Source organism: Peristeroidobacter agariperforans (genome assembly GCF_004138335.1).
Lineage (GTDB): Bacteria > Pseudomonadota > Gammaproteobacteria > Steroidobacterales > Steroidobacteraceae > Steroidobacter > Steroidobacter agariperforans.
In genome coordinates, this window is sequence record NZ_RYFW01000001.1 from 534493 (window position 1) to 547720 (window position 13228).

Annotated in this window: 9 protein-coding genes; 4 read left to right on the top strand and 5 right to left on the bottom strand. The window is 62.1% G+C overall.

Translation table 11 applies throughout. The annotated features are described in order from the left end of the window. Positions 1-4: 4 nt before the first annotated feature. The 5 genes from EK373_RS02310 to EK373_RS02330 all read right to left on the bottom strand — a co-directional run bounded on the left by EK373_RS02310 (position 5) and on the right by EK373_RS02330 (position 7987). Positions 5-1270: a serine hydrolase domain-containing protein gene (locus tag EK373_RS02310; protein WP_129641131.1), complete on the bottom strand. Its 1266-nt coding sequence runs from the start codon at positions 1268-1270 to the stop codon at positions 5-7. A 64-nt stretch (positions 1271-1334) separates the two neighbouring features. Continuing rightward, positions 1335-3518 carry a TonB-dependent receptor gene (locus EK373_RS02315; RefSeq protein WP_129641132.1) on the bottom strand — a complete coding sequence of 728 codons (2184 nt, stop codon included), beginning with the start codon at positions 3516-3518 and terminating at the stop codon, positions 1335-1337. A 117-nt stretch (positions 3519-3635) separates the two neighbouring features. Beyond that, the gene (locus EK373_RS02320; RefSeq protein ID WP_129641133.1) at positions 3636-4523 is read right to left on the bottom strand and encodes a LysR substrate-binding domain-containing protein; all 888 of its coding nucleotides are present in this window, start codon (positions 4521-4523) and stop codon (positions 3636-3638) included. A gap of 4 nt (positions 4524-4527) precedes the next feature. Beyond that, entirely contained in the window at positions 4528-6945 is a 2418-nt protein-coding gene (locus EK373_RS02325) for a sodium:solute symporter (RefSeq protein ID WP_198683019.1), read from the bottom strand. 190 nt (positions 6946-7135) lie between these two features. After that, complete coding sequence (locus EK373_RS02330) at positions 7136-7987, bottom strand: HpcH/HpaI aldolase/citrate lyase family protein (protein WP_129641135.1); 852 nt, start codon at positions 7985-7987, stop codon at positions 7136-7138. A gap of 140 nt (positions 7988-8127) precedes the next feature. Here EK373_RS02330 and EK373_RS02335 point away from each other — a divergent pair, with 140 nt between their 5' ends. The 4 genes from EK373_RS02335 (at position 8128) to EK373_RS02350 (ending at position 13211) form a co-directional block, all read left to right on the top strand. Beyond that, complete coding sequence (locus EK373_RS02335; protein WP_129641136.1) at positions 8128-9411, top strand: peroxidase family protein; 1284 nt, start codon at positions 8128-8130, stop codon at positions 9409-9411. A gap of 16 nt (positions 9412-9427) precedes the next feature. After that, positions 9428-9934, top strand: coding sequence for a hypothetical protein (locus tag EK373_RS02340; RefSeq protein ID WP_129641137.1), 507 nt, complete (start codon positions 9428-9430; stop codon positions 9932-9934). Then, the gene (locus EK373_RS02345) at positions 9935-12553 is read left to right on the top strand and encodes a CHAT domain-containing protein (protein WP_129641138.1); all 2619 of its coding nucleotides are present in this window, start codon (positions 9935-9937) and stop codon (positions 12551-12553) included. Positions 12554-12647: 94 nt separating this feature from the next. Then, complete coding sequence (locus tag EK373_RS02350) at positions 12648-13211, top strand: RNA polymerase sigma factor (RefSeq protein ID WP_157994193.1); 564 nt, start codon at positions 12648-12650, stop codon at positions 13209-13211. The last annotated feature ends 17 nt before the right edge of the window (positions 13212-13228 follow it).

A 13228-nucleotide genomic window follows, 5' to 3' on the forward strand; every position in this document is an offset into this window, starting at 1 on the left:
GCGCTCACTGCACCAACGATTGATAAACCAGAGTGTAAAACTGACCGTTGAGCCTGGGTGGTGCGGCACCCGAGCCTTCCGGCAGATGTTGCATGAACAGCATCGCAATCAGTCCTTCGCGCGGATCAACAGTGAAGTAAGTCGAAGCCGCACCGAACCAACCGAAGTCACCGACGCTACCCAAGCGCGCGCGCCGAGCCTGATCGATCCCGACAGCGCCGCCGAGTCCGAAGCCTTCGCCCGGCCGGAACTCGCGTTGCGGCGGGTCGAGAGTGCCGAGCTGATTGGTCATCATCAAGCTCACAGTCTCGTGGCTGAGAATACGGACGCCCTCGAGCTCGCCGCCATCGAGCAGCATCTGAGCAAAGCGCAGATAGTCTGCCGGCGTGGAGTAGAGGCCACCCGCGCCACTGGAATACAGATTGATCGCTCGTCCCGGCTCGATACCGGCATACGTCGCCGAAGGGATCAGCCGGCCGGCAGCATCCGTTGCCGTCATCTGAGCAATGCGGTGGCGCTGACCCACCGGGACTGTGAAGCCTGTGTCTTTCATGCGCAAGGGCGCGAAGATCTTCTCTTGAAGATACCGGTCGAACGTCTGGCCCGACCACACTTCGACCAGGCGGGCCAATACGTTGGTGTGCACTCCGTCATAGTTGAAGAGAGCCCCTGGATCGGCGGCCAGCGGCACCTTGCTCAACATGCGGACGTAATTCTGCAGATCCCGCGCTCGATGTAACTCCGCGCGCTCGATCAGCCGCAAGGCCTCCGTCGGCGTGTTCTCGCCGCCAGCGAGCCCGGCAGCATGCACAAACAACTGGCGAATCGTCATGGGGCGCTTCGGCGCCCGCAGCTCCGGCGCATCAGCCGTTCCTCCAGCGAGCACCCGTAGCTCGCCGAGCTCGGGCAGATACTTGCTGACTGGCTCGTCGAGCTGGAACTTGCCGTGTTCCATTAGCATCAGTGCCGCCACCGACGTGATGGGCTTGGTCATGGAGTAGATGCGGAAGATGGCATTGGGGTCGAGCGCGTCCGGTGAGCCGAGCTCGCGTCGTCCATGCGCTTTCCAGGAAACAACCTTGCCATGTCGCGCGATCAGCGTGACCGCGGCCAGGTACTGTCGCTTGTCGATGGCCGCTGCGACGAACTCATCGGCGGAGTTTTCCTCCGAGAGAGCTGGCTGCGCGAACAGCGTTATCGCAACGAGAGCAAACCAGCTCCCGCGGGCCGCCGCGCGGGCGGGGGGAACGCCCGCACGGCTTTTTGACATGGCCCTTCGACTTCCCGCGGGATGACCGCAGCCGCGCACCTTGGGTCGCACGGCTTTTCCGGCCTCAGAACTTCATCGTGTAGGTCAGCGAGGTCACGCGACCACGACCCGACCAGTAGTTCCGGAAGCCTGGCACCTGCGACCAGCTCAGCACATAGAACTTGTCGGTGACGTTCTCCACCCCGAGCGTCACCGTGCTCTTGCCGAACTGATAGTTCGCGCCGAGATCGAACAACGTGTAGCCGCTGGTGTGCTCTTCACCCGGCCGGCCTTCGTTGAGATCGCGACCCAGATAAGTCGTCGAGCCCACCGTCACATCGCCCGCTTCGGTGAACTGCCACGTGAACGACGTGCCGATCTTGTCCGGGCTGATGTCGTTCACGCCCATCTCACGAATGAGCGGGCCGGTATCGGTCGTGCGCGTCTTGCCTTCGGTGTGCGAGTACAAGGCCGTGGCCCGCAGCGTGTCCGTAATCTTGAACTCGCTGCTGAACTCGTAGCCTTTGATCTCCACCGGCCGGCGCAACATGATGAAATCTTCCGAGCCCGGATCGACCGCGAGCGACACACCCAAGTCCGACTCGGACTCGTAGTACGACGCGCCGAAGCTCACCCGCGAGCCACGCCAGTTGAAGCCCACTTCGGTGTTGTCCACGACGACGGGCTGGAGATCGAGAATGCCTGCAACCGACTGCCGCGGATCGTTCGGGCAACCATCGGGCTGCGTGCCCTCGGGATTGTCGTTCGAGCACTGCACGTTACGCAGCGGGATGCCAACGTTGGGCAGCGTGAAGCCCCGGCTATAAGAGACGAACGTCGACAGGCCCGGCACGATGCGCCAGACGACGCCGAAGTTCGGCAGATTTTCTTCGTAGCTCAGCGTGCCGCCATCGACCGGCCGGTAGTCGCGGAACCACGTGGTGACGTAATCGTCGACCTGCAGTTCGCCGTCCTCACGACGAATGCCGCCGCTGACGGTCACGGGACCGATGTCATAGGACAGCTGGGCGAATGGCGCCACGCTGGTGTATTCCATCGGCGGCACCCACACGCGGTTGGTGAGTGCGAGACGCTGTTCCGCCACGTCCTCGGTCCAGTCCACGCCGGCATTCAACTCCAGGCCGGTCACCGAGAACAGATCCGAGTGCGCCCATCCGGTGCGCAAGCCTTTTTTCTCGGTGCGAATCTCGGACTGGTCGATCAACGTGCCGAGCGGCGCAATCGATGGATCCTGACGATCCGGACCGTCTTCCGCAACGTAGCGCATCGCTTGCTCGGCGCGATACGCGTTGACGGTGAGCGAGCCGCCCAACAAATTGTTGTGGGTGTACGTGAGGCTTTCCTGATCGAAATCGTTGAACTCCGCCTTGGAGCCGAGCGGCCTGCCGCGCACCGACGTGTTCGTCACACCGGTAGTGCGATCGCCATCGACCAGGATGTAATTGCCCTTGGCTGCAATATTGAATCGGCTGATGCTCAGCTGGAGGCGCTGGTCGTTGCCGAAATTGATGCCGCCCTTGAAGAACAGATTTTCGGCTTCGGAATCCGCGACCGAGCCGCTGGTGTTCAAGCCGATGGCGCGGCCGTTGCCGTCGTACGTCATGCCACGATCCACGTAGGACACGGCGGCGAGCACGTCGAAGCGGTCCTGCTTGTGAGTCAACGTCGCGCCGATCTTCCAATCGTCGCCGTCGTTTTCGAACTGGCTGCTGTAGCGCGCCGTCAAATCCACTTCCGTACCTTCGACGGTGGGCGAGCGCGAAATGTAGTTGATGATGCCGCCCGCTGCGCCGATGCCTTCGGCAGCCGACGGACCATTGATGACTTCGATGCGTTCGACGATGCCCATGTCGGTGAACGTGCCGCTGCGAGTACCTTCGCGCAGCGGCGAGCCCTGCGGCACGCCGTCGAACAGACGCAGCGGAATGCGGCCGCGCAGGGTTTCACCCGTATTGCTCATGGCCTGCGAGGATTCGGCATAGCCTGGAACTGTCCTTGAAAGCACCGCTGTTGCATCCAAAGTCACCGCCTGGGTCTGGGCCAGCTCCGCTTCACCGATGACGGTGATGGCGCCCGGAATCTTGTCGACCGACTTGGGCACGCGCGTACCGGTGACGATCACCTCGGCGATCTGATCTTCGGCGCCGGCTGCAGTGTCCTGACTGTGTGCGCTGGTTGCGACCGATGCGAGCAGCAGCGAGCTCAAGCTGGTCGCAAGCGGGATGCGACGCCCCATATAGTTTTTCATGACTCCCCCAAATTCCAGACCGTGCTTAAGAGCTGTTGTGAGTGCGCTTACGCGATGGGAGTCTGTGCCAATGGCCGACGAAACCAATCCGGGCGGACTATATTCAGACGTTACTTTTTATTGCTTTTGTTCTTCGTGAGTGGCGGCCTTGCGCGCTTCCTCGACGAAAGCGTTGACCAGCCGGATCCGCACCGAGGCGCGCGACCAAACGATGCCGATGCGCCGCGGCTCCGATGCATGCGGCAGAGGAATGCGCACCAGTTTCAAACCTTCCGGCCACGGCCTGGCCCAGTCCGGCACCAGCGACACACCCAAGCCGCGATCCACCATGACAGCGATGGCATTCAATGCATTCAGCTCGAAACGCTCGCGCGGCGTGATGCCCACCATTCGCAAATATTCATCGGCCTTACGACCGCCCCACTGATTGCGGTCGTAGCGCACCAGCGGTTGCGTCGCCAACAATTCGTGCGGATCCCGACCGGCCATGCTTTGCGGCGCGAGCACGACCAAGGGCTCCTCGCGTAGTTGCAGCCAGCCACAACTCTTGTGCAACGTGAACGGCGCTTCGAGCACGACCGCCGCATCCAGCTCACCTTTCTCGACGGCGCGATACAAGTCCGCCGAGTAGCCCGGCTTGATGAACACGCTGATCTGAGGAAAGCGCGCCACGATGCGCACGAGAATGTCGGGCAAGACACCAGTAAGCGCGGTGGTGCCAGCGCCCAGACGCAACTCACCCGCAACACCTTCATCGTTCGCGACGGCCTTGAGATCCTCGGCGTCTCGGAGCAGATCGCGGGCGCGTTCGAGGATTCGAGCGCCCGCTTCAGTGACGCTGACCGTCCGCCCGGCGCGGGCGATCAGCGCCTGGCCGATCTGCCGCTCCAACGTGCGAATCTGCTGAGCGACTGCGGCCGGCGTGATATTCAGCAACCGCGCGGCCGCGGCCATCGAGCCGTTGTCGACGACGGATACGAAGGTGCGAAGGAACTGCGTATCCAAGCGGCTACTCGTTCTGCACCAGGGCGGCGGCGGTCGGGCGGTCGCGCTCGCCGAAAATCGTCAACCCTTCCAAGGCCTGCGCGCCGGGCGCCGGGAAGAACAAGCTCGCGACGTAACCGATGCAAATGCACAGCAAGATGGAAATGGCCAGGTAGAAATAGGGGTGGACCAGATTCATGGACCACGCGAACGTAGTTATCACGATGCTCGTACCGATGCCAATGGCCACACCTTGCCAGTTCGCGCGGCGCGTGAACATGCCCAAGGTGTAAGCGCCAGCGAACCCGCCGCCCAACAGACCGGCCAGCTCGATCGAGACATCGAACAGCGAGTGGATGTCATAGCGCGACAGGAGCAACGCCAGGCCCATGCCCGCCAGGCCCGTGACCACCGTCATCCATTCGGCAAAGCGCACGCTCACCTTCGGGTCGGGGTTCTTGACCAGCTTTTCATAGAAGTCCACGGATGCAAGCGTCGCGACGCTGTTCATGATGCTCGACAGTGTGGCCATGGCGGCCGCCAGAATGCCCGCGATGATCAGGCCACGCACGCCCATCGGCAACTCCGCCGCAATGAACAGCGGGAAGATCGAGTCGATGGGCAGCAGCGGGTTCAGGCGCTCCGGATGCATCTTGTAGAATGCATACAGTGCGGTGCCGACCATGTAGAACATGAAGCCGCCGGGGATCATGATGGCGGCGAACGTCCACACCGACCGGCCCGCTTCCTTGGCCGACTCGGTCGACAGCACGCGTTGCATGAGCACCTGATCCTTCGGGAAGGTCAGCACCACGTCGAACAACACCAGGAACACGAAGCCCCACACCGTCGCCTTGGTGAGATCGAAGCTGAAGTCGAACAGCTTGGTCTTGTCTTCGGCCGCAGCGATCGAGGCCATCTCGCCGAAGCCGCCTTTCACCATGAAGGCGATGAATACGATGGCGAACACGATGCCGCCCATCTTGACGATGAGCTGCACGAAGTCCGTCCAGATCACCGCTTTCATGCCGCCCATCGCGGTGTAGATCATGGTGAACACGCCCATGATCAGAATGCTCCATTCCACGGCGATGCCCGTGGTCGTCGCAATCGCGAGCGACGGCAGGAACATGATCACACTCATGCGCGCGCCGATCTGCATCAGGATGCAGAGCGCGCTCGCCAGCGTGCGAATCATCGGGTGAAAGCGCGTTTCCAGATACGTGAACACCGACATGAGATTGAGCCGGCGCAGCAGCGGCACGATCCACACCGCGACGAACATCAGGCCGATCACCGCGATCAGATTGTTGGTGAGGTATTGCCAGTTGGTCTCGAACGACTTCGCCGGGATGGCGATGTAACTGATCGAGCTGGTGTTGGCCGCGTACAAGCTGACACCGGCGGCCCAGAACGGAATCTTGCGCCCGCCGACGAAGAAGTCCGAGGTGGAGTTGCGCTTCTCCTTCAAATAGAAATACATGCCCATGCCGATCATGGACGCCAGATAGGCGATGATCATCGCCCAATCCAGCGGCTGCAGCAGCAGTTCGGTCGAGCGGACCTGGCCGGAGCTCAGTTGCTGTGTGCCATCTTCGCTGGTGCGTAACCACACCAATCCGTTCTTCCAACCCGTGGCCTGGGCCTGCGCAGCGTTGGGCGTTTCGGCAAGAGTGGCCCACGAGCCGGTGATGGTATGGAATGTAACGACGGCGCTCGGAGTCGCGCTCGAAAGATAGAGCACATGTGCCTGGCCCAGTGCACTGGCCGACTCAGGCACCAGCGCCGCGGGAGCTGCGCCTCGATCCTTCCAGCCCTCGCCCGCTTTCCATTGCAGGATCCGGTCGGTTCGACCTTCGGCGCCGCGCACGGCAATCAAGAGCGAGTTGATCTGCTCGACCGCAGAGGTGACCTCATCCGCAGCGCCCGGCCAGGCTTCATGAGTGGTCCAGCTCGGGCTGACAGCGCTGAGATCGATCTCGAAGAAACGACGCGACCGATTTGCATCCAGGCCGAAGAGCCAGACCTTCGAGCCGGCAACAGCGGCATGGGCGGAAAACAGCGGCTCGGGAAGCGGCGCAATCGCGGCCTGCCCTTGATCGATCAGCGAGAATCGTTCGATACGCTCGACGCGACCGGCCGCCCGCGAACCGACGAGCACATAGGCAGCCTGCCCATCGCCGGCGACACTGACGACAGAGGCGTCGTCCGAGTCACGCAAACGACGCCACGACTGCTGCCCCGGATCGAGCCGCCATGTGCTCGATGCGCCCCAACCGACCAAGGTGTCGCCGATGGCGGTGAGATGGGCAATCGATTCGGGCGCCGACGGCAGCGACGCGATATCCAGGCTGACCAGATTTTCGGCTCGCGCCGGCGCGGTGCCCGCAAGCACCAGGAGCACACTTATTAATAGGAGCCGGACGGCGCGAATCATTGTCATCGATGGCGGTCGGCGCGATGCCAGACCGTCCATCTTCCCCCCGAAGCGACCAACGCAGCGCCAGTGTGACGCCGGCCGAGTGTGTGGTAATCCAATCGAAACGAAAACCATCTGGCGGTGATTTCACACCGTAGTTTTTCTTTCTTGTGCTGCCTCGGTCAAAGCCTCGAAAGCCGGGCTTTCGGATCCGTCAGCCGAGGTCGCCGCTCGCGACGATCATCTCGGCCCGGCGTATATCCGGGGTGTCGATCATTCGGCCATCCAGCAGAAAGGCTCCGGCGCCATTCCCCGCCGCCTCGCGCGCCGCGGCCAGCAATCTCTGTGCCTGCTCAATCTCGGCGTCGCCCGGCCGGAACACCTCGTTGGCCAGTGTCACCTGACTCGGATGGATACAACTCTTGCCCAGGAAACCGAGCCGCCGCGCCATCCCGGCTTCGACGCGGAATCCGTCTGCATCTTTGATGTCTGGAAACGCGCCGTCGTACGCGAACACTCCCGCCTCCGCCGCGGCCATGCGAACCGAAAACATCACCGAGTACACGTGTTGCGCGTCCCGACGCTCGATGCCGAACGGCCCGAACAAGTCTGCATAACCCAGCTGCAGCCCGGCCACCCGCGGATGCTCGGCGATCGCGACGGCGTTGCGCAGCCCTTTCGGCGATTCGATATTTGCCAAAACACGCAGCGTCGGACGCAATCCTGCATCGACGAATGCGCGATCGATGATGGCAATCGCCGAGTCGATCTCAGTTGCCGACTCGACCTTGGGCAAATTCAGCAGGGCGAGGCTCGGTGACGCGATCGCTCGCACGTCGGCCGGGAAATGTGTCGTCGCAAGCGCGTTGACCCGCACGATGATGGACTTCGTCGACGTCTGCGCCTCGCTCGAACGCAGTACTTCGGCCACGGCCGCACGCGCCTCGCCCTTGCGAGACTCGACCACTGCATCTTCAAGATCGATGGAGATGGCATCGGCCGCCGAGGCCAGTGCCTTGCCGAACAGCTCTGGCCGCGCGCCCGGAACAAATAACTTGCTGCGCATGATGGCCGATCAGATAGCACGATTCGGCCGCAGATCTGCTTGCATCAGAAGCAACAAAAAGTTGCTTGTCCCTGAGAGATCTGCGCCGCCAGCCACAGATACCCGTGCCCCTGCCGCGGGCAGCAGCAACGGAGTCCGCCATGCTGACAGAGCAACAGGTGACCACGCTGGCGCAAGCGATGACCGAGTCATCGCATGTCGCGCGCTTCATCGATGTGGGCTACACGTACCTGGGACAATTCATCGCGCACGACATCGTGCCGCAGACCAATCCGATTCCCGGCCAGTCCCGCGACGTGCTGCCCTATCTCAGCATGGACAGCGTCTATGGCAGGGGCAATCAAACATCGACATTGCTGGACGCGCGCGGTTTGTTTCCTATCCAGCGAATGACGCCGCAGGCCCCTGAGGATCTGCCACGCACCAACGGCGTCCCGAACATTCCCGAGCTGCGCAACGACGACAACGTGATCGTGTCGCAGCTGCATTTATTCTGGCAGCGACTTCACAACACGGTTCTGCAACGCGGCTACGCCAACAACGCCGGCGAAGCGCGGATGATGACGACGCTGGTTTTTCAATTGGTCGTCGTCGAGGACTATCTGCGACAAGTGTTGGCGCCGGCCGTCTTCGACAGCGTGTTTCGTTTCAATCAACGCTGGTTGAATCTGCCGTCGCGCCCGATCGCCCGTGAGTTCGCGCATGCGGCGTTTCGCTTCGGCCATTCGATGGTGCGGCCGTTCTACGAGTCGTTCCCGCAGAAGCCCGATGTGACTTTGCCGGAACTGTTCCAGTCCAATCGCAATCTGGATCCGCGGCTGGAGCTGGACTTGCGCAGAATGTTCGGCTGGCCGGTGCTGAACAATCGGGTCGAAGACGCAATGACGATCGATCCCTTCATCACGCGGGAAATGCGTCAGGTGCCGATTCCCACCGGCGCCACCATCAATATCGCGGAGATGAACCTGCGTGCCGGCATCGTCGCACAGCTGCCGCCGGGCAAGGCTTATGTGCAGCAGTTGCTGGCCGGCCCGAACGGTTCGAAGCTCGCGGCGGCATTCGGCATCCGGCCGCTCCCCGACCTCGGGCCGCTCGCCGAGAAATTGATGCCGTCGAGCGGCATCACGATCGACAACTTGCCGCTGTGGCCCTACTTGCTGCTCGAAGCGTCGCATGCGAGCGAAGGCAAGCATCTCGGTGTGGTCGGCAGTTTGATCTGCGCCGAAGGCCTGGCCAACGCGATCGCCGGCGCGCAGCACTCCATCTATCGCGATCGCTGGTTCCCAGTGGATGAAGTGCTCGCCTGGCTGGGCACGCTGGGCGATGAACTGCAGGAGCAGCGCCGTGTCTTCGCGAACGCCGCATACACCGATCGCACGTTCTGCATGCGGCACGTAGTCGAGCTGGTGCTCAGAAGCAATTAGTCCCAAGGAGGTTCGAATGCAAATCCCCCCAGAGCTGATCGAGTGGGTCGCGCACGAAGGGCATGAGCCCACGCTCGTGGTCAATCCCTGTTTTATTCCGCCCTCGGCCGTCGAGGAGCTGGCGTTCTATCATCCGGGCTTCGGCAACGACACGGCGCAGGCATTGAGACACGTGCTCGGCTGCGACGATAACAACAGATACTTCGCGCGCGCCGATTCGCTGTCGGGCAACTGGCACGAAAAAATGGCCGATGTGATGCAGCGGCTGCGGCTGTATCCGGGCGTCGAACAAGGCCGTGCGGTGCTGATCGACGACCAGATCGGCAACCAGCCCACTGGCGAGATGCACGGCTGGAAGGTGGTGCACTGGAAGGTCGCCAAGGGGCGCGACTCGAGCATGAATGTGGTCCATCAGGACTTCATCACCTGGGCCAAGCCGGGCCAGGAGAATGTGGTTTCGCTGTTTTCCTGGCGCCCCTACCGCACGGCTATGATACAACCCCAGGCTCAGGGCCGGTGGTGAATGAACGAGCCGTGTTGTCGCAGGTATCGCGCTGATTGGCTGGTCGCATGGGCATATCTCATCGGCGCCGGCTTGCTGCTATTGGGGTGGCAAGCCGGCGCGTCCGATGCGAGTGCGCAGCAGGAAGCACGGCGCAAGACTGTCGACCTGCTACGGCGCTCGCAAAACGAATCCGGACGCCGTTCGTTCTATCTGCCTCAGGCGTATGAGCAGATCCAGCTCGGGCTCGCCGGGTCCAAGGCCGACCCGCTGCAGCACGGGCAATGGCTCGAAACGCTCTGGGAATATCATCTGCTCAATGACGATCATGCCCAGGCCAGGCAGGCGCTGGAGCGATCGCTGCAATTCCTCACCGCCGCGCACGCCGACGCAGCGCTCATCGACCGGATCACCTCCAACCTTTCTTATTCGCTGATCCTGGTGGGCGAAGTCGCCAAGGCCAAGGATCTTCTGCGACGAGCGATCGTCAGCGCCAGCCAGCACAACAACCGCATTCTGCTGGCCGAGCTCTATTACGGCTTGGGCGATGCCTATCGAAAGACAGGCGAGCGGCTGGTAGCGCAGCGCTACTTCGAAGCGGCCTACGAACTGGACCTGGCGTCGGGCAACGCGATGAAGATCAGCATCTCCCGGCTGAAGCTCGGCAGCCTGGCGCGCGATCGTGGCGAGTATCGGGATGCGATCGATTGGCACGAACAAGCGCTGCAGGTGTTCATCGACGAGCGCAACTATCGCGAGCTGGTGACGTACATCGAGCTGGCTCGCGACCACGCGGCCCGAGGCGACCTGAAGCTTGCGCGAAGCTATGCACAACTCGCGCTCGACGATCCCCGGGGTTTGCCCGAGCAGCGCATCGATGCCTCGGTGCTGTTGTTGCGCATTGCGAACGATCAACGAGTGCGCGCAGTAGAGCCAACCAAGAACGCGGCGCGCGCCTCCAGGCTGGTCCGCGACATTGAAGCTCTGATCGACAGTTCTTCGGCACGGCAGAAATCCGAGCTGGCGCGCCCGACCCATCAGCTGCAGTTCGCCGAACAAGCCATCCGGCACTATGCGCTGAATCGCGACCTCACCAACGTGCGGATGCACGGACAGGCAGCCATCCGCCTGGCACACCGTGTTGCCAGCGATCTGCACGACACCCACGATGACGCCCTGGCCTGGCTCACAGCCGCGCAGCCAGTGCTCAACGAGTATGTGAAGGCGATTTATGAGCTGGATCGCCCGCAAGTGCTACCGCTCCTGGAAACCTACTACGCGCAGCAGATCGCACCGGCGGAGCTTCGACATTCGGGTGTCGTAGGCCGCGCGTACGAGGCGGAGGCGATTGAGATGTTCGAGCGGTATCGCGCGGCTCGTCGCACGCTCATCGACACGAACGCTGCACTCGACCGCCTGCATCCAGATACAACCGAGCCTGGTCGGCGGCAAGATGCGAAGTCGCGATTGGACCAGGCGCTGCGTGAACTGGATAGAGCGCGCGACGCCTATCTCACAATGTATCGGCCTGCCGCAGTGAGCACACCGCCGAAGACGCAGGCCACGTTCCGTCCGCAGCCCGTGCCCTCACCCGACGTTTTCATTCGCTACTTCATCCAGGAAAGCATCAGTTTCGGCATTGCGCTCGCCGGCAGCGAGATTCGTTACTTCGATCTGCCGCCTCGCTCGACAGTGCAAGCGCTCGTACAGCGTTCATTGGATATGTTGAGCGCTCCTGGTCGGGAAGCGCAGGTTGAGACGACACTATCGGCTCTCGCCCAACTGCTGCCGCGTGACTTCATCCGTAAGCACGGCGGTACGAAGCGTCTGGTGATCGTGCCGGACGATGTCATGCAGCCGCTGCCGTTTTCCGCTATCGACTTCGACAACCAGCCGCGAAGTTACGCACCCTTGGTGGCGAGATTCGAGGTCGTGCGCGCCAGGTCGTTGTCGAACTACTACGCTCAGCGAGCGACGACGTCCGATGCTTCCGGCAAGAGCGCCGACATCGTCGTGTTCGCCGCGCCGTTGCTCGAGGGTCAACCGCTGGACCGCGTGCAACCACGCTCCGCGCTGTCTGCGATACCAAACTCGCTCGCTGAAGCGACGAGCATCGCGACGATCTTTGCGCCCCGCGTGATCACCTATGTCGGTGCGAAGGCGACCAGCGATGTACTGCTCGCACCTGAAGTGCGGGCCGCGAAGGTTCTGCACATCGCGACCCACGGCTATTTCAGCGAGGCCACGCCGGACATCGTCGGCCTCGTGACGTCCGGCGGCTTCCTTGGTTTCACTGAATTGTTCAGCACGCCGTTCTCGGCAAAGCTCGTGATCGTCAGCGGCTGCGAGACCATGCGCGGCAAGGATTACACCGGCTGGGGCGTGCGAAGCCTGGCGGATGGCTTCCTCAGTCAAGGCGCCGGTTCGGTCATCGGCACATTGTGGAGTGTTTCCGATGCCGCCACCGCCGCACTCATGGAGAGTTTCTATCGCCACCTGCACCGAGGCGCCGGCAGCTCGGCGGCGCTGCAAGCTGCGCAGCGCGAGCTGATTGCATCGCGCCGTTTTTCGGATCCCTACTATTGGGCAGGCGTGGCGCTCGCCTCATCCAATCGTGGTTACGACCAGCACTCCTTTTGAAGAAACCCGGATTCGCGCTGCGATCAGGATGACGCCGCTGTCATTCATCGCTATTCTGCGCCGGCGGGTACATATAAGGACTGGAACACGATTCGTGGTCGAGGACGCGATCTCCAACGAATTCATCAAGCGGCATTACACCGGTCTGTACACGCTGTTACATCGCCGCATCCGCGACGGGAATATTGCCCAGGAAATATTGAACGAAGCCGTGGCCACGGCGATCGCCCACAGCCGCGCCGGACGCGTGTCCGATCAGAATCGGCTGGCGGGGTATGTGTACCGCGTCGCGCTGAATCTGTATCGCAACTATCGTCGTGAGTACGCGAATCGTCCCGGCGTACACGCCGGCGACGAGAACATCGATCAGTTGCCAGCACAACGAGCCACCGAAGAGGCTGCGATGGATAGCAGCGTCATGCGCCACGTCGCGTCCATCATCGCGTCGCTGCCCACCGCCCGTGACCGCGAAATCGTCAAGCGCTTCTATCTGGACGAGGAAGACAAGGCCGAGATCTGCCGATCCATGGGACTCTCGCCGCTACACTTCGATCGGGTGATCTATCGCGCCCGGCAACGCATGCGCTCGCTGCTGGAAGCCAAGGGCTTCGATAAGTCGGACTTCTTTATTGCGCTATTGACCTGCGGTATCTGTTGAGTGCAGCGCGTGAGAGA